Source organism: Pontibacter russatus (genome assembly GCF_009931655.1).
In the GTDB taxonomy this organism is placed as follows: domain Bacteria; phylum Bacteroidota; class Bacteroidia; order Cytophagales; family Hymenobacteraceae; genus Pontibacter; species Pontibacter russatus.
In genome coordinates, this window is the sequence record NZ_CP047984.1 from 1,254,463 (window position 1) to 1,280,317 (window position 25,855).

Consider the following 25,855-nt stretch of genomic DNA (forward strand, 5'->3'; position numbering starts at 1 on the left):
TGCGTTTCCGGCGAAGAAAACTTAATCTCCCCAGAGCAGCGCCATTTCATCCCGCTTCTTTTGCCGGCGCAGTTCTGTAACGCGGATTATATATCCGCAACTCAATACTCCCGGATTATAAATCCGCAAGATCAGGCAGATACCCTCCCCGAGACTGCGCCCGGAGCAGGCTGGTAGTGAGAGGTCGCAATCCAATGCCATCCGCTTAAAGAGAAGCGTAGAGCTGTTTCGGATTTCTTCATCCGAAACTTTGTCTGGAGCGGATTAAGAAATCCGCATTAGCCGTTTATATATCACATTTAAAGTACTCCTCGCTGTAGCCCGGCCCGTGTTTGTCGCCCAGCCGCACCAGTCGGTCCAGCCGTATCTCCTCCCCTGTTGCCAGGCGCAGGAAAGGCACGCCATTCCGCTCAAACAGTTCCTTGGGTACCGCCGTGACAGTGATAAATTCCCGGATGTCGCTGAAATATTGTATCCGGATAAAAGGCCTTTTTGCCACCAGGTCCTCCAGCAGTGCCCAAAAGCCCGGTTCAACTGGTTTGTATGTTTGTCCCATCAGGTTGTGGTTTTATATATACAGGGAGAGAATCGCTTATATCTGACGTTACGCAAAAGGCAAAGCAGTTTAATAATCTCCGCTTGAACCAGGGGTTATATAGCCATATATGGCGCGAGCGTCTCCGCTCGTGACTTGTTATCCCGCGGCCTCCGGCCGCCTATATAAGGCAGGCTGCCATTCCGGAAATCCATCCTATATGCATCTTAGTCACTGCCCAGGCTATATATAAACGCGGTTTATATATGAATGCGGACCGGAGGCCCTATGATAGTGGACACGAGCGAGGATGCTCGCGCCATATATAAGCCGCCTTCAAAGGGTCTCGAAATGGAGCTTGCGTAACAGCAGTTATATATAGCAGAGAATCTTTTTACGTGCCCGACAGTTCCACCGGCTGGGTGTTTGGCACCGCCCGGTACAAAACAAAGGCCCCGTTCGCATCCTTCTCCGGCTTGACGAGTTGCTCCTTCGCCCCCTGGCGCACGCTCACGGCTTCCCACGCTGACGGCACGTAGGTTTTCAGCGTGAGAGGCAGGTCGTACATCTCCTGATCCAGCGAGTGGCTGAGGTTCACCTTTATCTTGCCTGCATTTTCACTTATATCCACGGTGGCGTTCATCCTTTCTCGCATATACTTCGTCACATCACCAAACGTGGCCACCCAAAGCTTGTCCTCCTTGTCTTTCATATACTGGAAATACTCCTCCAGAAGGGAGCTCGGGAGGGCTTCCCAGCCAACACCATCCACCCCGTGGAAGACCAGCACCAGCCACTGGTTCTGATGGGCGGCCACGGTGTCTACCCACGACTTCATGAGCGGCAGGGGCGTGCTGGTAAGTGCGCCTCTTTGCCATTGCACATACTCTTTGTCAGAGGCACCGGGCTGCTGTTTGCTTCCCCGGTTAATTTCTTCCAGGTAGGGCGCCGGCATTCTGTTGCGGGTGGCGGGGAAGAGTTTCAGGGCATATTCCATCACCCGCTCGTTTTCAGTCCCGTAGGGGCCTTCAGCCGAGAAAGTGTGCTCCGGGCCCAGCTGCTTCAGAATGTCTTCCCTGCTTTTCTCCAACTCATACAGCATGTTGGCCTCATCCAGCGCCGCCAGCCTGGGGTGGGTAATGGTATGGCTGGCAAACTCATGGCCCTGTGCCGCATATGCTCTCAGCTTTTCCCAGGTCACGCCCTCAGCTTCCGCCACCTCATTTTTAAGCTCCACGCCCGGCTCAAAAGCCCCTTCCCTTACTTTCTGGTACAGGTCATCCATCACGGCGTAGGCTTCCTCCTCTTTGCCGGCATCCACCAGGGCACCGGCGCGCGTGTGGTACTCCATAGTTCCCTTGTACCCTAAGTACCCTGCCGCAGAGGCCCGCTCAAAAAAATTATCCTTGTTGGTTGGTGTGTCAGCCGTTTCGGCGATAATCTCTTTAACCGGACGGCCTATAAACTTGCCCTGGTACTGCGACCCCGGCATGTGCCCGGTCATGATGAAGAACGTGGCGGGAAACTGCAGCCGGTTCATGATCGGTAGCGCCTTGGCGAACTGGTTGGTGTTGCCGTCGTCGTAGGTAAGGGAGATGGCGGCATTTTTCCCATCCTGCCACTTTGTGATTTCCGTTTGTCCTGTCAGTTCTTCCTTTTGGCCGCAGCCACTGACACTGATGAGCAAAGCAAATGCTAAGACGAGTCGATTCATATCGTTTGGAGATTTCGCTTGGGTAAAATTACGCTGCCAGCCGTCCTCCCCAGGAAAACAGGGAGCGACGACACCAGCGGCCAATAATTTTGCGCGGAAGATATAAAGTTAACGATTCCTGTCATTGTTCAAAGGATCTAGCAGTCAAAAGCCATATGCCGCCCTACCGGGGCTACAGGATGTAGGGAAGAGCGGGTTGCGGCATGTGCGTGGAGGAACACCGGAGCAGTGCAGACCATGATGCCGCCAGATGCGCTTCAGGCAATTGAATAAGGCACCGGCGCAACAGCGACTTTGTCCCCGAAACGCACACACCACCTGCCTTCCTCTTAGCAAGCAGTAAAAACCAATTTGTTATTGGTTAAAACATTAAAAATAAATATATTAGCTGAACTACATGCTATATGCCAGCCTGGTGCTGCCGGCGATCCCTAACCTAAATCAATCACCATGATATACCTGTCTTTTATCAGTAAGATGAGGGGGAAAAACATGATTGCCAGATTCCTCTGCTTTTCCCTCCTGAGTATAAGCATGCTGGCAGCGCTGAGTGCCTGTAACTCTGGCACAACATCCGGCGCTACATCCGTGCAGGTGGAGGCGGGGGATATAGGAGGCGTAGTAACAGGCCCCAACGGCCCGGAGGCTGGTGTGTGGGTGATTGCCGAAACGAATGATCTTCCGACCAGGTTTGCGAAGATTGTGGTCACAGACGAGGAGGGCCGCTACCTGATACCCGATCTGCCGGGCGCCAATTATGCGGTTTGGGTTCGCGGCTATGGGCTGGTGGATTCCCCTAAAAGACCGGCTACGCCCGGCCAGTCGCTGGATCTGAAGGCCGTGGTGGCGCCCAGTCCGCAGGCTGCCGCCCAGTATTATCCGGCTGGCTACTGGTTCTCGCTACTGGAGGTGCCGGACAAAAGCAAATTTCCGGGCACCGGGCCTGACGGAAATGGCATCTCGCCCGGCATCACCAGCCAGGCGAAATTTCTCACCAATATAAAATCAGGCACCTGCCTGGCATGCCACCAGTTGGGCAGCAAAGGAACCCGGGAGTTGCAGGAATCCCTCGGTAATTTCGCCTCCTCTGAGGACGCATGGGAGCGCCGTTTGAAGTCCGGCCAGGCTGGCGCCATGATGACCTCAGCCCTCCACCAGGTGGGCCGGGAGGAAATGCTCCGGATGTTTTCTGACTGGACGGATCGGATTAAGGCGGGAGAATTGCCACCCACCCCTCAGCGGCCGAAGGGCATAGAGCGCAATGTGGTGATTACCCAGTGGGATTGGGCCGACCCGAAGGCTTATCTCCATGATCTGGTTTCCACGGACAGAAGAAACCCAACCGTAAACGCGAACGGAGCCCTTTACGGTGCCCTGGAAGCAAGCGCCGATTACCTGCCGGTGCTGGACCCCATCAGCCACGAGGCAAGCCGGATACCGCTGACGGTGCGCGACCCCAACACCCCCTCCATATCAGGAGATGTGCTGGAACCTTCCCCTTACTGGGGAATGGAGGCTATATGGGACAGCAAGACCAACGTCCACAACCCCATGATGGATGCAGAAGGCAATGTCTGGATTACCGCCGCCGTGCGCCCTGCTGACAACCCGGACTGCTGCAGGATGGGATCGGACCACCCGTCGGCCAAGCTTTTCCCGCTTGAAAAGTCTAGCCGCCACCTGGGCCTCTACAACCCGAAAACAAAAAAGTATACCACTATCGGCACCTGCTTCAGCACCCATCACCTGATGTTTGCCGAGGACGAGAACAACACCCTCTGGACCAGCGGCGGCGGCGAAGTCATTGGCTGGCTGAACACGAAGAAATTCCTGGAAACAGGCGATGAGGAAATTTCTCAGGGGTGGACAGCGCTTATATTGGATACCAACGGGAATGGTAAAAGGGATGCCTATGTGGAGCCCGACAAGCCCCTTGACCCCAAAAAGGACAAACGGATTGCCAAAGGCATATACTCTGTGGCTCCGGCACCGGACGGTTCAGTTTGGGGATCGTCCCTGGGTTACCCGGGCGCTGTCATCCGCCTATATCCAGGTTCAAACCCACCGGAAACCGCGCTGGTGGAATACTATGAACTTCCTTTGGATGAAAATGGAGAGCCCATCAAAGGTTTCTCTCCCAGAGGGATGGACATCGACCGGAATGGTGTAGCATGGGTGGCCCTTGCCAGCGGCCATCTCGCCAGTTTCGACAGACGCAAGTGTGGCACCCTCAACGGTCCCGATGCCACGGGCCAGCATTGCCCCGAAGGCTGGACATTTTACACCGAGCCGCTGCCGCAACTGAAAGGGGTAGATTACGAAGGAAGCGCGGAATCCAGCTACTACACCTGGGTGGATCAGTTCAACACCTTTGGCTTGGGTGAAAACATCCCCATCAACACCGGAAATGAGTCCGAAGCCTTACTGGCGCTGAAAGATGGCGAATGGGCTGTTTTCCGCGTTCCCTACCCCCTCGGATTCTACACCAAATGGATGGATGGACGGATTGATGACCCAAATGGAGGCTGGAAAGGCCGTGGCATCTGGGCCACCGTGAGCACCCGGGCCCCTTTTCATATGGAAGGCGGCAAAGGCACCACAAGCAAAGTATTCAAGTTCCAGCTACGCCCCGACCCGTTGGCTAGGTAGAAGATGGTGGTTTAACCGCTTTACATTCAATATCAATCTGCAAGTGACGTTGACCCGGATCAGGCACACCGGCAGACATGGCGGCTAGGCAGGTAAATAACAGCCGGGCCGCCTGTGTCCCATTCAAAGAGGTTCCTCGATAGGAGAAGTGGCACCTCCGAGGCTGGCCTACAAAACACCCTTTAGCGTCCTTCTTTAACGCTTCAAGCTGTTTTACGCCTCTAATTTCATGGTGTAAATCTGTACCGAAGTCACGTAAAACGGCTGATGTATCACTATATATAGGAAGAGGCATGGTCCCATCCTTAGGAAGCCCCGGAGCATCAGCGTTCCTCCATTACCCTAAGCAAGGTACACAGTTGGGTGCTGGCGGCTTAATGGTCCTTCATGTAGCGTTTGGCCGTCTCCACTCCGATAAACCGGTACAGTTCCCTTGATGCCTTTTCGGTCGGGATAGCCTGCAGGAGTTCCTCCAGGGCAATTGTTTATAACCTATGGCGAATATTTTCAGGGGGGTACCTTTCGATTATTTTGCAAGGAGGGCACGCACCGTAGACAGGGGCAGGCTTGGAGCCCCAAGAGAAACCCACAGCATCTAAAAGAGAGATCCGCTCCGGGGCAAGCTTCCCTCGCTCGTGCCGCATCTTGCTGGCCCACTTGCCCAACTTTGGGTCCTCCTGAAACCTTACCGGCACGTGCGCGTGTCCGCGTTGCTGCCTGAAGGCTACGAGGCGATTATACATCTCCCCCCATGGCACTACGTTTCTTTGGCTCAGGGTCCAGTCAAACCCGATCCTGTTCAACAGCTCAATCTTCTGCTGTGTCAGCTCCGGCTGGTTTAGCCTTACCCTGTACACCCATGCCGCCAGCCGTGGATCAGGCTTCCACTGGCTGGGCACCCGGGTGTGGCCGAACTGCCTGTTGAAGTCCAATAAGGCATCGTACATCCGCATCCAGTACCCCTCCTGCACGCTCCACGGGAACCGGATCTCATTGAGCCTGTCGATGCGCTCCGGGGGCAGCCTGCCTTGGTAAAAAAGCCGCCGCTGCCAGCACGTCCAGCGCTGCAGCGCCGGGTCTATCTTGAGGGAGACCTGACAGGAACCATGTACCCCTTTATAGACTTGCAGCTTCTGAAAACTGAATTCCCACTGAGTATCATAGGCTGACTTCACCTGACGTTGCGTGTCCCTGCTCCACACAAAACCCAAAGTATCGAGCATCTTCTTTTTGACTGGCCCAAGCCTGCCCTGGGCCTCCAGCCCCCTTTGTGTGGCAACCCACGTCCCAAGGCTTTTGTTCTCCCTGAAGTTGACAGGCACAAAACTGTGGCCGTGCTGTCGGTGGAAGGCACGCAACTGGTCGTATCTTTCATCCCACAGCCTCTTTTTGATGCCCTCGCAGCTCCAGATAAAGCCGATTGCATCCAGCCGCTTTTCACGGTCGGCAGGCAGCGCGTTGTCCTTTTTAGCGAGTCTTTGCCTTTCAATCCAACTCACCAGTTTTTCATACTTACCCGGGACACTGCAATGGCCCTGGTCATTGTGGAAGGAAGCCAATTGCTGGAAATAGTGCTCCCACTGGGACTCATATACCTCTCTGATGCTCCAGACAAAGTGGAGCTCATTCAATTTCCGCTTCCGGTCTTCCCGTAATTTGTTTCGGGCGTGAAGCCTTCGCTGCACAGTTACCCAGTGCGCCAGTGGTTTGTCCTTGGCCCACTTTTGAGGCACCCGGCAATGCCCGAATGTGAGGTAAAAGTCTTTTAGCTTCCAGTACATTTGCTCCCACCGATGCTCTCTGCTGATGGGCATGTCCCAGTCCACACCCAGGCGGTCCAGCTTCCGGTACTGATCTTTAGAAAGGAAGCTTCTACCCACTACCTGCCTCACTAGCCAGTCTCTCAGTTCTTCATGCCGTCGGTCAGGGGGCAGGCACGTGTGCCCGTTCTTTTGCGCAAACCCGGCCAGTTGCCTGTACCTAGTGGCCCAGGAGAAATTCTTTTCTTCGAAATCAAAATGAAGCGCTGCCAACTTAGATTTCAGTTTGGTGGGGAGCATATGCCTGATGCGTCGCTGGATGCTTACCCACTGCGCCAACTGGTCGTCAAGGTTTGCAGCAGCAGGTTGGCCAGCTTTGCAAAGCGCTGCCAGCTTCTGGTAATTCAGATTCCATGAATACAGAAAGTTCTCGTCGAACAGCTTATTCTCTAAATGTGGCATGTCATTTATTTCTCCTGTTTTGATGGCGTTGAATTTATGACTATCTGATTAGCTGGCGTAGCCTGCTTCATAAAACCACACTTTGGAAGTGTAGGTGCTGATTGCTCTGAATCGTGTCAGCAGCACCTACGCTCCTGAGCACCACATGCTCAACCGTTGATTCCTGCTGGCCTAATACCAGGAGATACACCTCACACGGAAGGCTTCTATATTTATAAGGAAAATATCTGTAATTGGTGTAAGCTTCCGCTCGCAGGTCGGCACCAGGTTCCACCACTGGTAGAGCATGTCCGTTTAAATGCCGGGTATGCCTTGGTCAATTCTTTCAGCCTTTATGTTGCTGATGGGGATGTTCCGGACATATCCCCGTCAGCGCTCATTGGTCATGATGAATACAAGATAATTCCGTTTGGCACCGTCCACTGCACGGCAGCTGTCCAAGGACACTTTCTCCGCACCGCCTGACAATTTCCTGCCGATAGACATCAGCTGGGGATCATTTCTGACCGTACTGTTCCGAATAAAAAAGCATCGCTAGGGTGTCTGTGACCGCCACGTGTCCTGCCCCCGCCCCGACTTAGTGGCGATAGCGTCATCATCCTAATATAAAGGAGCAGTGCGCTACCAGCATGTTCTGGCACATCTCCGTGACAGCATTTTCGTTGTAATGGCCATACATAGCCGAGTACCGGCTGGTCCTTGCTGTCCCGGAGGAGTTGAAAAGGGGGCTGCAGACCGTTGAAGAGCTGGGTAACAGAACAAATAAGCCACCAGCTGTAAACTGGTGGCTTATTCCTTCCTAACGAGATAAAGTAATGGATTTAAATTCGCGGGTCAGATTTGTTAAAGATGCTTCTACGCCCATGCGCTCCAGCGAAGAGGCACCCACAAAACCATGGGCTTCGGTATTTTGCAAAACTACCATCACATCTTCTGGCGTGTTGATGGGGCCACCATGAGTGAGAAAAAATATATCTGGATTTACTTCCTTTCCAGCCTCCATAATTTTTTGGGTGCGTTCGATGGCGTCGTCCATAGTACAGGTAGCCTCCACCACTCCAATCGAGCCGCCCACTGTCGTGCCTACATGTGCAATAATAGCATCGGCACCCGCCTGAGCCATTTGCAGGGCTTCCTCGGGTTTAGCAACGTAAACAATGGAGAACAAATCCATCTTAGAGGCCAACCGCACCATCTCCACTTCTTTTTCAAAGCCCATGCCGGTTTCTTCCAGCACCTGCCTAAAATGACCATCTACAATAGAATGAGTCGGGAAATTATTGATACCGGAAAAGCCCATTTCTTTTACCTTAAGTAGATGATGCCACATCCGGCGGCGCGGATCAGAACCATGCACTCCACAAATCACGGGTATTTCTTCTACTACCGGCAATACTTCAAATTCACCTATTTCCATGGCCACAGCATTGGCATCTCCGTAAGCCATCAACCCCGCCGTAGAGCCATGCCCGGCCATCCGGAAACGACCGGAGTTATAAATAATAATTAAATCCGCGCCGCCTTGCTCAATAAATTTAGCGCTGATACCAGTGCCGGCACCAGCTGCAATTATAGCTTTGTTTTGATCAATAGTATTTTGCAAACGATCTCTTACTTCTTGTCTGGTATAAGGGTTCCCTTTACCGGTCCATGGATTTGGCATAAGTATATGAAGTATTATGGTTAATGATTTATTCTAAATTTGTACCTGCTGCTTTCTTCTTTATTAAATCTAATAATGTATTTACAGCCATCTCGGCAAACATAGTATCGTTGATATGGGCATCTATTTCCAGCACCGGTATTTTATCCTGCGCCTGCTCTTTTATAGCCTGAAATAAAACCTGGTCTGTTTCAGGCTGGTAGAAAACACCACCCGCCGCATCTATCTGGGATATTCCTTTTGAAGGCAGCAAAATAGCGGCAGCGCCTTCAGACCGGTTTACCTTTTGTGCTAGCAATTCTCCTAGCTTTTTGTTTTCTCTGCCATTAGTGCGCATCAAGGTTACATCTGGTGCCCAACTGTAAAGCTGCCGCGACTTGTATAATTCAGGCACGGTATCCAGTTGGGCAAAGTTCACCATATCTAAACAACCCGGGACCACTACCTGCGGAATCCCCATCTCGGCCGCCGCATTTACCCGATCCGGTCCAGCACTGAGAATACCGCCGCATAATTCATCGGCTAGCTCGGTGGTGGTAATGTCCAAAATGCCAACAAAAAGATTCTCTCTTATTAAAGACTCCATGGTACGGCCGCCGGTGCCGGTGGCATGAAAGGCAAATACTTCGTAACCCTGTTGTTGCAGTAGCTCGGTGCACTTATCTACGCAGGCTGTTGTATTACCGAACATGCTGATAGCAATTCTACCAGCGCTTGCGTTCTCCTGTTCCACCGGCACATTGGCCATGGCGCTAATAGCGGCAGCGGCTTGTTTTATCAAAAGCTTGCTAATACTATTAAGACCTGCTACATCCACCACCGACGGCATCAAGGTAACGTCTTTGCTGCCTAACTGGCGGGATAAATCTTTCGCGGCCAAGGTGGATAAGCAAAGTTTAGGTACGCCTAACGGAACGACTTGCATAGCCGCTATGGCCAGATAAGTGCCGCCGCCGCCGCCCATTCCAATGGCCGCTTTCAGGCCACCGGCTGCTACCAGATCAGCTACAATTTTGGCCGCTCCTTTACTCATGATTTCTACGGCATAGCCCCGGTCTTGCTTCTGTCTTAAATCGGCTAAAGAAATGCCTGCTGCCGCTGATACCTGTTCGGCTTCATGATCTACCGGGAACAGTTTGGTTGTGCCCAGCACGCCCGTATTGATGGTGAAGACGCGCTCGCCTTGGGCCATCAAGCAGTCACGCAGGTAAGCAAACACCTCGCCTTTCGTATCGAAACATCCTATTACTAATATATAGTCTGAATTTGCTCGCATGCTTTATTGATGATAGAATTATCAGTAGAGTTTTTGTAATCTTATTGTAAGGTCAAGTAAATTTAAGTGCGTCAGTAATTTTTAACCGGTAAAATCAAAAACCACCTGTTAGAAGTTATGCGCTATATGATTTGCCCTACCCCCTATATATAGGACTAGGATTCTACTACTCATATTTTTTTTTCAATTGCAGTTTCTTCTTCCTTCAGCGGAATCAGCCTCAACCTGTGAATTGCCTGCTGCTCCCGCAGGAACTGGTTCGGAGACAGCATGTGTAAGCTCCCATGGACTCTGCCCTGGTTGTAGAAGTTGCCGAACCTGTTGAACACCTCTTTGGCCTCCTCGAGGCTCTCAAGCTCATACTTAGCACAGACAGCGCTCTCCACGATGGAGTGGTAGGACTCGATGTAGCAGTTCTCCTGCGGGCTGGCCACATGGGTGAACTCAAGGTCAATGCTAATCTCCCTGAGGTACTCCCGAAACAAGCCTGCCTCGAACTGGCTGCCGTTGTCGGTTCTCAGGCTCACCTTCTCCGGCATGCTGTAATGGCACAAAGCATCTTTCATCAAGTCAACCACCTGGTGCTTTGTGATGCTCCATTCCAGCCTGTAGCCCAGAACGCCCCGGCTGAAAACATCCAGTACCGTTACCAGCAGGGCGTTCCTGTGCTCCCCGTGGATGTAGTACTTGATGTCGGTCTGCGGCTGGTGGGGGTTTGGCAGCAGGTCCTCGGCGATTCGCTTGCCCCTCCTGTCCCTTCTGATGCGGCAGTTCAGGAGCCGGGCTTCTTTCATCAGGCGGTACACTTTCTTGCCGTTGATAAGCAGGCCCTCGCTCTTGTTGAGCCACCCGGCCACCTTCTCGTAGCCATAGTCGACAAACTCCTGGTTTAAGAGCCACTCTATCCTTGCCAGCACATATTCATTGCCGTAGAGGATGCCGCCCTTGCCCTGCGTGCCGGTGCTGGCTTTGCGGCCTCTCTTTCCACAAGAGGGAGAATAATAGTAGGAGCTTTTGCTCAAACCGCACAGCGGCAGAACTTTGTATAGAGGGTATCCCTGCCGGATGAATGCCACGGCAATTATGATCTTGTCTGCTTTCTGGCAGAGCTTTTTTTAGCAGCTCTTCTTTAATGCGCAGGTCCAGCTCCTTCTCTGCCAGCATCTCCTTGAGTTGCCGGTTCTCCTTCTGCAGGCGCTTTACCTCTGGTGCAACTTTGTGGTGCTTGCTGGCCAAGGCCTCCTTGCCGCCCGTATCCAACTTCTCCTTCCACTGATAAAAGGTGTTGCTGTAGATGCCATGCTTACGGATAGTGGCCGTTATTCCTTTTTTTTCGGCTTCTGATAGTATGCTTAGTTTCTCGTCTGCTGACAAGTGTCTTCTTTTCATTGTTCGTACAAGTTATCAATTTAACTTATAGAATCTTTGGTCCAGTATATTAGGGGGCTAAGAAGGATTATCTGAGTAAGATACTGCAAGCAATTCCAGTACGTGTTTCAGAGGGCAGGCTGCAAGCTTTAAGGCTTTACTGAAAGTCGGCTTTTTAGAAGATGATAAAATCTCCTTGAATAGAATGAAAAAAGGGCAGTAGGTTTTACTTCAGTGCGTGCTCTTTTATATCTTCTTTACAGTTTCAGATTATAGCTTTGTAATTATAAACTGATATACATTCTCTTATTCATTAGTTTCTACCTAATGGCTTCACCTTTAGCTTTTAACTCTTGTTTAGCTTCATTTACATATTGATAAAACTTCCTGTATTGCAAACGAAATTGGACTACTAAAACTCTTAAACTGAAATACATATGGGTAATCCTTTGCCCTAACTCTACTACTTTCAATGCTGTACTATTTTGTCGAAAGAGACTAGCCTCAACTAATGAACGTTGAATAGGCACAACTACCTGTTGTCTAAATTTTATCAACTCTCTTTTTCCTTTTATTTCTTGGTGATATAGATCGAATTTATTACGAAGCAGAGTAAGCACCTCATCATTCTCAATCAATTCACTATTATTCTCGAGCTCTTCAATTAATATTGGTATAAGATTTAAATATTCTTCTAATGAATCTTGAAGCTTTTGCCTAATACTTTCACTGCGTTCTAGTGCTTTACGATGGAAAGTTTCGACTTCATTGGGAATTTTAAGAATGAAATCTATATTACTTAATATATCAGATAAATTCTCTTTTGTTTTAATTGCTAAAAATAAATCTACTGTATTTAGGTTATGAATTCTTTCTATATCACTTGATAAGACCTTTGGAGAAGAAGTAGGTATACCTGAGTTGATATTAATATTTTGGTAGAACTTTTTATATACATCGGCTAGATTGACACAGTATTTATTTGTGATCTTCTCAAGGTTATATATAAAAAACCTTTTAGTTCGTACTTTTTTGATTTGACTTCTCTCGATTTGATGCAGCGGTCAATCAAAATCCCTACAATGAAGATTCCTAAAGTCACTAATACTGTAAAAGCGGTATCTTTAGTTACTCCATAGAAAATCTCATCATCTTTTTTCTCTATAGAATTTCTGATTGATGTTAAGTCTGTATGTAATACATTCTGTAGCTCTTCAATAGTGAGTGCTACTGAGTCTACAGCATTTCTCTCGATGGAAGCGCTTAATAAAGTAAAATCTGTATGAGGCTACTTTGTAGTTCTTTGATGGCAATAGCTGCAGAATCATTATTACTTTCAAGCAGATTAACTAATGACTGTTTCTGAACTGTTGATAAAATATTAGGCATGGGAACCAACTAAAGGCCTCTAAGGGAGTGCTAAGTCAGTAAATTAACACTTGGGGTGAGTTATTTGCAAATTACTCTGCAAATAAAAAAGCACTTACAAGTTTTATCTCGTAAGTGCTTGATTGCGAAGTGGGCCCACCTGGAATCGAACCAGGCACCTACTGATTATGAGTCAGTTGCTCTAACCGAATGAGCTATAGGCCCGTTCCCTGAAAAGGCATGCCTTTGTTTGATTTGGGAGTGCAATTTTACATATTTGCATTCAGTATTTCAAACAGAAACGGGAAATTTTTACGTGGAGCTGACACAAATAAAGAATATAATTTTCGACCTGGGCGGTGTCATCATCAACCTCGACATCAACCGGAGTATTGAAGCGCTGCAGAAACTGTGCAAGGCCAACTGCCAAATCGCTTACAATCAGCGGGAACAGTCGCAGTTGTTCGATATGCTGGAAACGGGTGCCAGTTCCCCGGAGCAGTTCCGCGCCGGGCTGCGCGAGGCCTACGGCATCACCGCCTCCGACGAGGAAATAGACGCGGCCTGGAACGCCATGCTGCTCGACATCCCGCAGGAGCGCATCGACCTGCTGCTGGACCTGGGCAGGAAGTACCGCCTTTTCCTGCTCAGCAATACCAACGCCATCCACCAGAAGCGCTTCAACGAGATTGTAGCGCACAGCTTCACCATCCCCAGCCTCGACTCGCTGTTTGAACAGGCCTATTACTCGCACCTGATCGGCAAGCGCAAGCCGGACGCGCTGGTGTTTGAGGAGATCATCGCCATGAACAAGCTGCAGAAGCACGAAACACTGTTCATCGACGACAGCATCCAGCACATCGAGAGCGCCAATAAAGTTGGGTTGCAGACCCTGCACCTGCAGCCGCCCCTTACCATCAACCAGTTTTTCAAGGATGCCGTTGTCTGAGCAGCAGCGCACGTACACCCTGCACCTGCTGCTCTTCTGCCTTACCCTTGTTACCACCACCATCGCGGGCACGGAGTGGCGCTTCGGCAAGCTGTTTTTCCTGGGGCCGCAGGGCTTCGACTGGACGGGCACCATCACGTGGGCCGAGTTCATGGGCGGCCTCTACTTTTCAATTCCCTTCCTCGGCGTGCTGACGGTGCATGAGTTCGGCCATTATTTTACCGCCCGGTTCTACCGCACCAATGTCTCGCTGCCCTACTATATACCGCTGTGGTTCGGCATCACGTTCTCGCTGGGCACCATGGGGGCCTTTATCCGGATAAGGGAGCGCATATTCTCCCGGCGGCAGTTTTTCGACATCGGCGTCGCCGGGCCGATTGCTGGTTTTGCGGTGGCCGTTCCGCTGCTGTTTTACGCCTTCACGCACCTGCCGCCGCCGGAGTACATCTTCCACATCCATCCGGAGTACAAGCGCTTCGGGCTGGACTATGCGCAGTACGTGTACGACGATAACGCAGGCAGCTTTTCGCTGGGGCGCAACCTGCTGTTCATGGGCTTCGAGCGCTTCGTGGCCGACCCGGCCCTGCTGCCCAACCAGTACGAAATCATCCATTACCCGCTGGTGTTTGCCGGCTACCTGGCCCTTTTCTTCACGGCACTCAACCTGCTGCCCATCGGCCAACTGGACGGCGGGCACGTGCTCTACGGCCTGATCGGCTACGCCCGCTTCAACCGCCTCTCCCCCATTTTCTTTACCCTGTTTATCACTTATGCCGGGCTTGGCATCGTGTCGCCGCACAGCGAGCCCTTGTGGACCGAGGACCTGCTGGTGGTGCTTGCGCCTTTCGCGTACTGGGCTTTCAGCAAAATACTGGACAACAAGCGTTATGGCTTGATCGCGGCCCTGTCGATGCTGCTGCTGCAGTACGGCCTTTCCGGGATACTGCCGGAGTTCTCGGCCCATATATGGCTGTGGGGATTTTATATGCTGTACCTGGTGTTTGTGCTGCAGCCCGCCACTCCCCGGCTGCGGTACGCCCTGTACCTGGCGGGCGCTGTGCTGCTGGTGCAGGTGCTGATTTCATTTGCCTTCCCCGAGGCGGACGGCTACAGCGGCTGGCTGGTGTTCGGGCTGCTGCTGGCGCGGGTGATGGGCATCTTCCATCCCTCCTGCCCCGACGAACGGCCCCTCACCCCGTTGCGCAAGGCGCTGGGCATCCTGGCCATTGTCATTTTTGTCCTTTGTTTCAGCCCCTCGCCGTTTATAATCGGGTAGCGGTTCGAGTGATAGCGGGGGATATAAAAAAGAAAACCGGCAGCGGCCATATAAGGCCGCTGCCGGTTTTCTTTTTATCAGAGTTATATATACTCCGCCAACGTCAGGGGCTTTACATGAGTTTATATATAGCCAATGCCTTAATTCAAATATGGAGGAACAGGTTTACAACCTTATCCTATCTCATACCTTGTTTAGAAGCGAGTTTCCGCAGCCAGCATTTCCCCTTGCTCGGACAGGTCGCGACCTGTCCCTCCGAAGCACTGGAACAACCGCTGCAGCCCTGTTATATATAACGCGCCACTCGGAACCCGGAACTCCCAACTCGGAACTTATAAATCAGCCATTATACGCCAGGATGCCGCCCAGCATGTTGCGGACGTTGCTGAAGCCCTGCTGCTGCAGGAACGCTTTGGCATTGGCGGAGCGGGCGCCGGAGCGGCAATGCACGATCACTTCCTGGTTTTTATATTCCTCCAACTCGTCGAGGCGCTGCGGCAGCGTGCCCAGTGGGATAAGTTTAGAGCTGGCAATGTTCGATTCCTGGTATTCCCAATCCTCCCGCACGTCAATTATAATCGGCGTCTCGCCCTTGCTCAGGCGCTGCTTCAGCTCTTCTGCGGTGATGTCTGTTGATGAAGTGATCATAGTTTATGTAGCATTAGTTTCTTGATGACAACTGCTTCCCTGGTTTGAATACGCAAAGTATACAGCCCAGGTGCCAGGTGGCGCAGGATAATTGGCTGCGCCAGTGCCTGGGCAGGCTGGCTATATACCTTTTTCCCGGTCATATCAAAGACGGTGATGTGTTCGTAGGGCTCGTTTATATATACCTCGCCGCTGCTCGGGTTCGGGAACACGAGCAGGGTAGCGGCGGCTACCTCGTCTTCAATCCCCAGGGCCTCCCCCACCAGCACCGGGCGCATCATAACGGCGCCTTCCAGGGTTGTTTCAGGTTCCCAGCCCTCGCTGGGCGTATATATAAAGCGGCGGCCCGGCATCGGCTCGTTCCGGTCGAAGCCGATGTTGACGAAGGTGTTGCCGTTCTGCGACCAGCCCATGTAAAAGCTTCCCTCTACCGGCACCGGCTTGGTGAGTTGCACCTCGTAAAATTCGTTCAGCGTGTCGGTGTACTGTATCTGGAAACCCTGCTGGTGCAGCACCTCGCCGGGCACGCTGTCGGTGCCGGCCCATATCCGGAAAGAGAGCGGAGTATTTGTCAGGTCTCTGCTGCCGATGCGCGGGAAGTACACCCGGAAAGCCCTCAGCTGGTCCGGCTCGCTCAGGTCGAAGCGCTGCGCCACCTGTGTGTTGCCCGTGCCCACAAAGCTGAAACCCGCCTCGGCCGTGCCGTCGTCGTAAGCGTAGTAGTCGGCGAACACAGTTTTGCGCTCGGTGCTGTCGTTGGCGCGCTGCAGCGGGTCAGGTTCCTTGGTGTCCAGCTGGATGCCGTGGAGCAGGGTGAAATGGCCTTCGCGCGGCACGGCAACGCCGCCCAGGCCGGGGGCTCCGGTAATCTCATATTGCCGGGCTACGGCAGGCACCAGGTCCTGGCCGCGCAGGAAGGTGCTCACAGCGCCTTCGTCCACGTTCCGGATATAGCCGCGCCAGCTGATGGCCCCCGGCAGTCCGCCCAGGTTGTTGACGGTGGTGCGTACCTCCTCCGCCAGCGCGCCTTCCGGGCTGGCCCGGAACTGCCGCGCGGGCATGGCGGTGTAGTGCTGCAGCAGCTTGCTCACACCCTGGCTGATGCCAATGTCGCGGGTGATGCGCTCGCCCTTGCGCCGGTTTTTGTAGAGCTCTATGTAATCCAGGTTCCACACATCGGCCAGGCCGTTGCGCAGCCCCACGTTGCGGAAACGGAACTGAAAGGCATCATGGAGAAAAGCCGGGTCCTTCACCCCCACAAACACCTGCACGAAATCTGTCACCTCGCCCACGGCCGCCTGCCGCCACACCTCGCGCCAGACGCCGGTCCTGTCTTTAAACTCCAGCGCGAGGTAGCGCAGGTTGCTCTCCGTCCGGTCCGGCACATCGCCCAGGCCTCCCGACTGCCAGTAGAAGCTGAGGTATAGGGAGTCGCGGGGGTTGAGGCTTCCCAATTGGATGGGCTGTGAGGTGAGTGTGTCGGAGGCACCGGCGCTGGAGGAACCAGGGGCATACGGCTGCCCGAGGGCATTCAGCCCATCGAAAGAGGCCACGTTGATGGTGACGGGGGCCAGCGCGTAGCGGTTGTTTATATATACCCCGCCCTCTGCCAGCCAGCGCGCCGCGTCGGGGCTTCCGGATGAGGCGGCGAAGTCATCAAAAAAAGGAAGCGCAACGGCTGCCGTGCGGAGCAGGGAGGGCTTATAGGCCTGGACTGCACGCGCCTCCTGTTGCAGCGGCCGCAGCACGGCCTGCGCCATGGCTGCCGCCCCGAACCAAAGCATCAAAAGCAAAAGAGCCAGCGTTTTTCTCATGTTCCTGCCTGTAAGTATACCGAAAGCGCCCGCCTTTTTGGGGCAGGCGCTTCTTCTGTTATCTCCTGTTTTACTCAATATCAAGCACCGGCTCCTCGCCTGCCACCCACAGATCCACGAACTCGCCCACCCGGATCATGGCGCCCACCTCGGCGAACGGGCGTTGTTTCAGCACAGTGCCGTCCTGTTCTTCACTGCCCTGCACATAGATGATGTTGCCAATCTGGAGCCCCTGCCCCACCAGCAGCACCGAGGCCTCGTCCACGGGCATGCCCACCACATCGGGCACTTCAAACTCGGTGTTGCCCAGGCCGTCGCCCACGTGCAGATCCACCACCGAGCCCTTGGGTATCAGTTCGCCGGGCTTCACTTCCCTTCCGTTCACAAACTGCTTCAGCACGGCGTTCTGCTGCAAATCGGGCACCATCGTCACTTTGCCCTTCTTCAGGTCGTAGCTTTTGAGGATAAGCTCGGCGTGCTTCACCGATCCGTCTATCAGCTTCGGCATTTTGATCATCGGCGGCTCCTTCATGTTCACGCTGATGTAAATCTTGCGGTTCTCCTTCACCTGGGCGTCCGGCGCGGGGTCCTGCGTCAGGATGGTGTATGGCTTCAGGTCGGGGTTATAGCTGGAGTCGTTGATAAAGTACCGCAGGTGCTGCGCTTCCAGCAGCGCCTCGGCATCGGTCAGCTGCATGCCCTCTATCCGCGGCACAGAGATGCTCTCGCCGTGGTTAGTGGTGGAAGGCAGGTATATATAAAAGAAGCCGATGATCAGGGCGGCCACAATAATACCCATCAGACACAGGTGCAGGAGTACTCCCGCAAATGATTTCGCTTTAAACATGAGGAACTTGATTGTTGAACGGCTACTTTATGGCTGAATGGTTATATGGTTGAATGGTTGGTTGTGGTTCTAAAAGCGCTCCTATAGCTATCCTACCCACATTTAACTCTCTAACTTTCTAACTCTCTGACTTCATCCTGTTGCGCTCGATGCCGAACTGCAGGATGCGGTTGATGAAGTCGTAAGGCTTGTACCCGTTGATGGCGGTCTGGTGGAAGATGCAGGTGGCCGGTGTCATGCCCGGCAGCGAGTTCACCTCGATGATGATCGTCTCCACCTCGTCGTTCTCCAGCACGCGCACGAAGGCATCGATGCGGGCGTAGCCTTCTATCTGCAAAATCTGCGCCACCCGCCTCAGGTCCTCTTTCACCTTGTCGGATATCTGCTGGCGGCGCACCGGGTCGGCGGCATAGCGCGCGGGCGTGATGTTCTGCCCCTCGCCCGCCAGAAACTTCTCCTCCAGCGACAGCACCTCGCCCTCGGCCAGGGCCTCGGAGGCTTCAAACACCTCGTACTCTACCGCCCCGTCCGGGCCATATTTGGTTAGCAGGCCGCCCGTTACTTCCAGGAAGTGCTTCGCCCCATTTTTAGAAATCAGCGTCTCGACCAGGAAACCGCCCTTGTTCGGGAATTCTTCTTTAAACCCAAGCGACAACGTGCGGGCACATTCGGTGTCCAGTTCTTCCATCTCCCGGAACATCAGCGTGCTGAAGGCCTCCAGTTCCCGGCGGTTCTTTATTTTCTTAACGGCAGAACTGCAGCCATCGTCTGCGGGCTTGGCAATAAAAGGGTAAGGAAACTCTGCCTCTATGCTCTGAAAGAATGCCTCTTTGTCCTGCAGCCAGTCTTCTTTCAGCGCCATTTTGTGCTTGGCCACCGGCACGCCGTGCTTGGCGAGCAGCTCGTTGGTGTCGTATTTGTTGATGGTGATGCGCGAGGAGCGAATGCCCGACCCATTGTAGGGGATATGCAGTTTCTCCAGTTCCGTCTGCAAGGCCCCGTCCTCGCCCGGACGGCCGTGCAGCGCGATAAACACGGCATCCACCAGGTTCTTCAGTTGGGGGTACGTGATGCGCTGCGGCTCCTGCAGGCTGCGGCCGGTGTATTTGCGGGTTATGCCCTCTGCCTCTTGGATGATCTGCGCCAGCACCGGGTGCGGCTTACCGCCATGCTCAAAGTGCTGTATCTTCTCTTTTATATCGTCTGCATTGTCCTTCAGCATAATGTTGACCGGAATCGTGTAGAGACGGTGCGCCTCGTTGCTGCCCGTCAGGAAGATGGGCAACGGCTCGTATTTAGTGGACGAGGAAAGCTTCTCATATATGTTCCGGCCGCTCTCCACGGATATATGGCGCTCCGAAGAATAGCCGCCCATGATCACGCCCACCCGTATCTTGTCGTGGCGGTGCGCCTGCTCGTCCTGTATGGCGCTGTCCAGCTTCTGCAGCAGCCGCGTCAGTTTCACGGTGTCTTTTCCGGACTTCAGCCTCTCGGCCACCGAGGTGCGGATGATATAGGTCAGGAACTGTGACGGGTTCAGCCCGATTTCCGCTGCCTGATGGAAGAAGAACGACGAAGGCAGCATGCCCGATGTCGTGTTCGGGTCGTTCAGGAAAATTTCGCCGCTGTCGGTGATAAAGCCATCGAGGCGGGCATATACGTTAAAGCCGAAGCTCTTGAACAGCCTGCTGGTCGCCTGCCGGATTTCCTGTATCTGCTCGGTCGGCAGGTTGATGGGGGTGATTTTGCGGCTCAGGCCGGGCAGGTACTTGGACCGGTAATCGAACACCTCGCTGCCTTTCACGATCTCGGTCGGCGGCAGCGCCAGCGGTTTGCCCGTCTCGTCCTGCACCACGATGCACGAAAACTCCTTGCCTTTGATGAAAGCCTCCACCAGTATCTGCTGCTCGTGCTCTATGTTCGTTAGTGTGATACTATCGGTGGTGCTGTCGGCAAACGTTATGTTTATATGGTTCAGCAATTGCTCGGGGTGATATATAATGGAGCCGTCCTGTAGCAGCACCGGCATGCCGATGCCTTCCCGGATGTCCACAAGTTGCTTCATGCTCACCAGTTGCTTCTCCTGGCCCATCGCCAGCCACTGGTTATTGTAGATGGTTTTGGTGAAGAAGCTGCGCTCCACTCCTGCCTCAAAAGCGGCAAAATCATCTTCCTTGATGATGGAAACGCCGATAGAGGAACCCTGGTGCGGCGCCTTCAGCACCAGCGGAAACCCGAGGTCTGCGACCAACTGCTTATATATGCTTTCGCGCTGGTTCAGGTCGGCCCAGTCGGCGTACTGGATGATGCGGTAATCGGGCGTCGGGAAGCCGTGCTGCTTGAGCATCTCCTTCTGCGCGGCTTTGTCGATGCCGATGGCGGAGGGCAGGATGCCGGAGCCGGAATACGGGATATGGTACCACTCCAGCAAACCCTGAATGCTGCCGTCTTCGCCGTAGGGGCCGTGCAGGGCCAGGAACGCGAAATCGAAGTGACTCTTAAACTCGTGGGGCAGCAGGCGCTTGCCCGCTTTGGCGATGATGGCGTCCTGCTCGGCTATGCTCAGCTCGCCCAGCGACTCCATATAGATCTGCAGGCCGTGCTCCGTTTCCGGCAGGGCCTCCACCGGCGGGTAAAAATCGCGGATGGTGCCTTTGTATATATACTGCCAGTCCAGCAATATAAAATTGCCGAGGCTGTCCACAAACACCGGCACCGCCTCAAACAGCGCCTTGTCTAAATTGTCGTAAACCGTGCGGCCACCTGCAAACGAAATCTCCCGCTCCCGCGACGGCCCACCGAAAATTATTCCTACTTTCATTCCTGCAAAGGTAACAAATGAGCAAGTAAAGTTAAGCTATATAATAATGAGTTTAAAGTTGTTTTGTCAGGCTGGTGTCGCCACTCCTAAGTTACGGCAGAAGTTAACCTTAACATGAACTTGGTAATATTCTGCCTAAGACTTGAACTGCTGTATATCCCACTGGACTCAATCCTTTAAAGTTCTATAGTTTGCTTTGGTGCTCTCAGGCCGAGAGGCCTCGTTTTCCCATGAGGCGCTGTGTACATTTCCTGCCAGGGGTTGGGGCCCCTTGTCAGGGCGGCTGCCGCTCCCGCGGCCCCGGAAACCCTCGAATAGAGGGCCCCTCCCCCCGGCGCCTCATGGGAAAACTGGAAAGAGCGTCGCTTTGAGCAGCCTACTGCAGGATTATGTATAAAGGTGGCTGGCTGGTTCAAAACAACTTGAATTCAAGTTAATTCCCGTGCCCACATATATATATAAACTATTTTACTCCCAGCTATAATTCCGGAAGAACATATATCCAGAACTAATTATATAAATAGCATCTAAATGACACACCGCAAGCGTACCCATGATACAAACCTACCTCCCACCCTCACAACTTATGCTCCTTTTGCTATATTTGCCGCAGCAACAAATTTTCCTGAATAACGAACAACGAGTATCGGACAACGAAACCAGACCATTTCATGAGAACCATCGACCAATATGACTTTGCCGGCAAAAAGGCACTGGTGCGCGTAGATTTCAACGTGCCCCTCGACGAGAACTTCCATATCACGGACGATAACCGCATCCGCGCGGCGGTGCCCACCATCCGGAAAATACTTGACGACGGCGGCGCTGTCATCCTGATGTCGCACCTGGGCCGCCCCAAAGGCGGACCCGAGAACAAATACTCCTTGGTGCATCTGGTGGACCGCCTGAAGGAGGAGTTCAACACCACCGTGTGGTTCGCCAACGACTGCATCGGGCCGGAGGCGGCGCAAATGGCGCAGGCCCTGAAGCCGGGCGAGATTCTGTTGCTGGAGAACCTGCGCTTCCACAAGGCGGAGGAGAAAGGCGACCCTGACTTTGCGCGGGAGCTGTCCACACTGGGCGATGTGTACGTGAACGACGCTTTCGGCACCGCACACCGCGAGCATGCCTCCACAGCCGTGATTGCGCGCTACTTCCCTAACGACAAGCTGATGGGCTACGTGATGCAGGCGGAACTGGAGAACGCCCGCCGCGTGCTGGACAATGTGGAGCGCCCCTACACCGCTATCATGGGAGGTGCCAAAATCTCCGACAAAATCCTCATCATCGAGCGCCTCATGGACAAGGTCGATAACCTGATCATTGGCGGCGGCATGTCTTATACCTTTGTGAAGGCCGACGGCGGCACCATCGGCTCCTCGCTGGTGGAAGAAGACAAAGTGGAACTGGCGGGCCGTATGATTGCCATGGCCCGCGAAAAAGGGGTGCAACTGATGATTCCGGTAGACTCGGTGGTGGCAGACGAGTTCAGCAACGACGCCAACATCGACACCTGCCTGAGCCACCACATCAAGCCCATGTGGATGGGACTGGACATAGGCCCGAACGCCCGAGAAGAGTACGCCGCCGTGATCGCCAACTCCAAAACCATCCTGTGGAACGGCCCGATGGGCGTATTTGAGATGTCGAACTTCTCGGTGGGCACCGAGGCCGTGGCCGAGGCCGTTGTAGAGGCCACCCGCCGTGGCGCCTACTCCCTCATTGGGGGCGGTGACTCTGCCGCTGCCGTGAACCAGCTGGGCTATGCCGACAAGGTATCGTACGTATCAACCGGCGGTGGTGCGCTGCTGGAGTATATGGAAGGGAAAACGCTGCCAGGCGTTGCCGCCCTCGAACGCAACGACTACTAAGCCAATGCCAAGAGCTATATAAAAAACCCCTGTCGCTGCAAAGCGGCAGGGGTTTTTATGTTAATTTTATGTTACCAAATAAATTATACCATTATCAATTAGGTTTTGCGCATGTTCACTTTGCAACCATATCCAACCACCCCTGCCCCTCCTTATTTAAGGAGGGGAGTCTGATAACACAGCTTTAAGCACCAATGGCTATAGTTGAAGATATTATAAGTGTAAGCAAACTCACCATATATAGCCATGCGCTTGCAATACGCAGGAAAGAAGAAGGTGCAAGTAAAACTCCCCTCCTTAGACAAGGGGGCAGGGGGGGTTGGACAGATACGCAGAATCAATTTAATATTAGTATTAATCATCCTTTTATCACAGCTTACCTCAGGTTGAGATTCACGCCTGCCCTGAGGCTTATGTTTTCATCCAGGTAAGGGTTTCCGAGCTGCCAGCCCGCTGTTTTGCCGGTTACGCTTAAAAAGGAAGAAAAGTGCCGGCTTAAATTCAGTGCTACTTTCAGGTCAGTTGCCCCTCCTGCTTTGCCTTTCTCATCAAAAAAGCTTTGCTCTTCCGGCTGCATCCATATGTGCAACGCCACGCTGCCATAAAGCCTGCCGCTTCTGTCAAGTGCTTTATCAATCAAAGCAACATCTAACCCGGGAAAGGTCTCAGTACGATTGTTATAGGTATGGAGGCCCAACAGCAGATTATTTGATTTCCACCGCATGGGCAGTTGCAGGCCGATATCGTTTCCGAAATTCGTGGGGATGTACTGCCCCATAAAGTTGAATGAGAAGTTTCTGCCAAGATGAATGCGGTTGATGAAGAAAATTGCAGGATTGATGAAGTTAAGTAGCGACAGCTTTTGCTGGTCTTTCAGAAAGTCCTGCGCCTCGGGCGACAGATCATCGAACCCAACTCTGCGGTTTACCCCCTCTCCTCCCGGAAAAGGGTCGCGGGCTGTGTAGGGCTGGTTCGGGTTGAACATATCAAATGCCCAGGCTGTAAAATCAGCCCCGGCAAAGTCGCGCTGGCCCGGGTCGGGGTTTTCATGTGGTGGTGCATCCACTTTCACTGTATTTGAAGCATGGCTGATAGAGAACTTCAGGTAGTGCCAGGTATAGTAAGCGTTGTACAGGTACAGCGCGTTTTTGTAGCTGGTGCGTTCATGATAAAAATCCTGGAGCATGTTCGTCTGCGTGCTCAGGTTTTGGGCATGCACCCCCGCCACATAGGAATACAACAGCGCACTCGGTTCATGCGCCTTCAAACCGGACAGTTGCTCGTCACTGACTCCATATACTGTACCATCCCAGCGGCTGAAGAGCCAGTTGCCGTTTTTTGCGTTAATGCCATTTACACCCAACACGGCACGGTGGAACTCTTCATGTGCCCATATGCCCAGGGGGATGGGCAGTTCGCTCCCATACTTTACAAAGCCCAGGCTTAGCAAATACTTAGTTGTCTTGTTCAGCAGCACCCTGCCTGGGGCTGCTCTCCCTTCATCCAGCCTGATAAGTTTATCGCCCAGCAGGTCTATACCTCTGTAACCGAGGTCGTAGAAGTTATTGCTCCATTCCAGGCTTTGCTGCATCGAAGGGTATGTATAGGGGAGGCCCATGTTCTGGGGCAGGTCCAGCACTGAAAGCGAAAGGCGCAGTTTATAAGCAGCCGTGTCCTGGGCCGTGGAAGTAAAACTCAGAAGAACCAGTGCAGCGGTGGCTACACGCAAGATGATATGTTTCATTTTATTGTTTCAAGGGGTTAGAATAGAAAAAGCTGCAGTATTGCAAGCTGCATAAGGCACAGCGAAGCCGCTCTCGCAAAAAAGCTTTGGGCTTTTTGTGAAATCAAATGAGGAATAGGTTCGGGGAAGACAAAAACTACTGCTGATTCATGCTTGCCTGTGTACCGGCGGCTTTTTTCCGGATAAGCGCTAAAGCAGAGGCCATCTCACGGTCGGTGCCATTTAATACGTCCTGTACTGTTGGCACTACGATGTGGTGCGGAATGACACCCCGGTTTTTCACTGGCTCCTCGGAAATGGCGGTGTAGTACGACCAGAGCGGGATGCCAAGGTCTATCTTGGTGTTTGGCAGGGGCAGAATGGAGAAGTAGCCGCTGTTGTCGCCCTGGTAAGCGCCACCTGTCTCCTGTCCTACAAAAGTGGCCCGCCCCATGTTATGCACCACCGAGGCAAACTCTCCCGTGACAGAAAAGCTCCAGCCATTCGTCAGGATATACACATCACCGGTATAGGCATCTTTCTGCGGCTTGAGCTCCCGCAGGTATTTGGCTGGCTGCACGTCGAAGGTGCCCTGGCCGTTCTTTTTCATTCTGCTCCTGAAATACCAGTAGTACCAGGGCTCATGGGCTTTGCCGGAGAAACTGAACTTCTTGTTTGAGTTGGAGACTACGCGACTGAAGTAGTGATAGGGCTTATCTGCCAGATAAGAGCTCAGCAGCATGCCTAATCCATCCATACCACCTTCGTTATTCCGCACATCCAGTACCAGCGCCTTTGCTTTGCGCTCTTTGATAGCCTCGAAAGCACCGGCCATAAACTTCCTGAACTTCTGCGCTTTGCTATTCATAAACCAGTCTATCTCCAGCACCGCAATGTTGTCCGCCGTAAAATTCAGTCGGAAGGGTGGCTGCGCTGGCTTTGCCGCCGCTTTTTCCTGCTCAGACGCTTTGATGGTTTCTAAGCTTACGGCCGGAAAATCCTTTGTGACTGCCTCGCCGTCCGCGCCCCGGTAGGTGACAGCATACACAGGCGACGCTTCCACAAAAGCAGCAAAATGTCCGCTAAAATAGTTGCTCATGTCCTGGTACTT

General features: G+C 53.0%; 18 protein-coding genes and 1 tRNA gene. 4 read left to right on the plus strand and 15 right to left on the minus strand.

Annotated features, from left to right (window positions below):
- Positions 1 to 286 precede the first annotated feature (286 nt).
- Both GSQ62_RS05140 and GSQ62_RS05145 read right to left on the minus strand, forming a co-directional pair.
- Positions 287 to 556, minus strand: coding sequence for a hypothetical protein (locus tag GSQ62_RS05140; protein WP_161888514.1), 270 nt, complete (start codon positions 554 to 556; stop codon positions 287 to 289).
- A 373-nt stretch (positions 557 to 929) separates the two neighbouring features.
- Positions 930 to 2,249 (minus strand): polysaccharide deacetylase family protein, encoded by a 1,320-nt coding sequence (locus GSQ62_RS05145; protein WP_161888515.1) that lies wholly within the window; start codon positions 2,247 to 2,249, stop codon positions 930 to 932.
- Between the two features lie 492 nt (positions 2,250 to 2,741).
- On the opposite strand from GSQ62_RS05145, the gene GSQ62_RS05150 reads away from it, so the two are divergent.
- Complete coding sequence (locus tag GSQ62_RS05150; protein WP_161888516.1) at positions 2,742 to 4,898, plus strand: carboxypeptidase-like regulatory domain-containing protein; 2,157 nt, start codon at positions 2,742 to 2,744, stop codon at positions 4,896 to 4,898.
- A gap of 485 nt (positions 4,899 to 5,383) precedes the next feature.
- Here GSQ62_RS05150 and GSQ62_RS05155 read toward each other — a convergent pair whose 3' ends face one another.
- The 7 genes from GSQ62_RS05155 to GSQ62_RS05185 form a co-directional block, all read right to left on the minus strand.
- Positions 5,384 to 7,120, minus strand: coding sequence for a helicase associated domain-containing protein (locus tag GSQ62_RS05155; RefSeq protein ID WP_161888517.1), 1,737 nt, complete (start codon positions 7,118 to 7,120; stop codon positions 5,384 to 5,386).
- 799 nt (positions 7,121 to 7,919) lie between these two features.
- Complete coding sequence (locus GSQ62_RS05160; protein ID WP_161888518.1) at positions 7,920 to 8,783, minus strand: phosphoenolpyruvate hydrolase family protein; 864 nt, start codon at positions 8,781 to 8,783, stop codon at positions 7,920 to 7,922.
- A 28-nt stretch (positions 8,784 to 8,811) separates the two neighbouring features.
- A complete protein-coding gene (locus GSQ62_RS05165) occupies positions 8,812 to 10,059 on the minus strand; it encodes a Tm-1-like ATP-binding domain-containing protein (RefSeq protein ID WP_161888519.1) in 1,248 nt (415 codons plus the stop codon).
- 170 nt (positions 10,060 to 10,229) lie between these two features.
- Positions 10,230 to 11,081 (minus strand): DDE-type integrase/transposase/recombinase, encoded by an 852-nt coding sequence (locus GSQ62_RS05170; RefSeq protein ID WP_161888520.1) that lies wholly within the window; start codon positions 11,079 to 11,081, stop codon positions 10,230 to 10,232.
- Complete coding sequence (locus GSQ62_RS05175) at positions 10,981 to 11,448, minus strand: transposase (RefSeq protein WP_161888521.1); 468 nt, start codon at positions 11,446 to 11,448, stop codon at positions 10,981 to 10,983. Before GSQ62_RS05175 ends, GSQ62_RS05170 begins: the two co-directional genes overlap by 101 nt.
- A 299-nt stretch (positions 11,449 to 11,747) precedes the next feature.
- Entirely contained in the window at positions 11,748 to 12,065 is a 318-nt protein-coding gene (locus GSQ62_RS05180) for a hypothetical protein (protein WP_161888522.1), read from the minus strand.
- An 881-nt stretch (positions 12,066 to 12,946) separates the two neighbouring features.
- Positions 12,947 to 13,020: transfer RNA gene (locus tag GSQ62_RS05185), tRNA-Ile, on the minus strand.
- A 52-nt stretch (positions 13,021 to 13,072) separates the two neighbouring features.
- On the opposite strand from GSQ62_RS05185, the gene GSQ62_RS05190 reads away from it, so the two are divergent.
- Together GSQ62_RS05190 and GSQ62_RS05195 are read left to right on the plus strand one after the other, a co-directional pair.
- Entirely contained in the window at positions 13,073 to 13,744 is a 672-nt protein-coding gene (locus GSQ62_RS05190) for an HAD family hydrolase (protein ID WP_237587006.1), read from the plus strand.
- Complete coding sequence (locus tag GSQ62_RS05195; RefSeq protein ID WP_161888523.1) at positions 13,731 to 15,020, plus strand: site-2 protease family protein; 1,290 nt, start codon at positions 13,731 to 13,733, stop codon at positions 15,018 to 15,020. The genes GSQ62_RS05190 and GSQ62_RS05195 overlap by 14 nt, the downstream gene beginning before the upstream one ends.
- Positions 15,021 to 15,359: 339 nt before the next feature.
- Here the strand turns inward: GSQ62_RS05195 and GSQ62_RS05200 are convergent, their stop codons facing one another.
- From GSQ62_RS05200 to GSQ62_RS05215, 4 genes are all read right to left on the minus strand, one after another.
- The gene (locus GSQ62_RS05200; RefSeq protein WP_161888524.1) at positions 15,360 to 15,668 is read right to left on the minus strand and encodes a rhodanese-like domain-containing protein; all 309 of its coding nucleotides are present in this window, start codon (positions 15,666 to 15,668) and stop codon (positions 15,360 to 15,362) included.
- Positions 15,665 to 17,482, minus strand: a complete 1,818-nt coding sequence (locus GSQ62_RS05205) for a T9SS type A sorting domain-containing protein (protein ID WP_161888525.1) — start codon at positions 17,480 to 17,482, stop codon at positions 15,665 to 15,667. The genes GSQ62_RS05200 and GSQ62_RS05205 overlap by 4 nt, the downstream gene beginning before the upstream one ends.
- A 70-nt stretch (positions 17,483 to 17,552) precedes the next feature.
- Entirely contained in the window at positions 17,553 to 18,329 is a 777-nt protein-coding gene (locus GSQ62_RS05210) for a PASTA domain-containing protein (protein ID WP_161888526.1), read from the minus strand.
- Positions 18,330 to 18,447: 118 nt separating this feature from the next.
- Positions 18,448 to 21,150 (minus strand): D-alanine--D-alanine ligase family protein, encoded by a 2,703-nt coding sequence (locus tag GSQ62_RS05215; RefSeq protein ID WP_161888527.1) that lies wholly within the window; start codon positions 21,148 to 21,150, stop codon positions 18,448 to 18,450.
- Between the two features lie 671 nt (positions 21,151 to 21,821).
- Here GSQ62_RS05215 and GSQ62_RS05220 point away from each other — a divergent pair.
- Positions 21,822 to 23,021 (plus strand): phosphoglycerate kinase, encoded by a 1,200-nt coding sequence (locus GSQ62_RS05220; protein ID WP_161888528.1) that lies wholly within the window; start codon positions 21,822 to 21,824, stop codon positions 23,019 to 23,021.
- Positions 23,022 to 23,397: 376 nt separating this feature from the next.
- Here GSQ62_RS05220 and GSQ62_RS05225 read toward each other — a convergent pair whose 3' ends face one another.
- Both GSQ62_RS05225 and GSQ62_RS05230 read right to left on the minus strand, forming a co-directional pair.
- The gene (locus tag GSQ62_RS05225; RefSeq protein WP_161888529.1) at positions 23,398 to 24,765 is read right to left on the minus strand and encodes a hypothetical protein; all 1,368 of its coding nucleotides are present in this window, start codon (positions 24,763 to 24,765) and stop codon (positions 23,398 to 23,400) included.
- Positions 24,766 to 24,901: 136 nt separating this feature from the next.
- Positions 24,902 to 25,843, minus strand: coding sequence for a S41 family peptidase (locus tag GSQ62_RS05230; protein ID WP_161888530.1), 942 nt, complete (start codon positions 25,841 to 25,843; stop codon positions 24,902 to 24,904).
- Between the last annotated feature and the right edge of the window lie 12 nt (positions 25,844 to 25,855).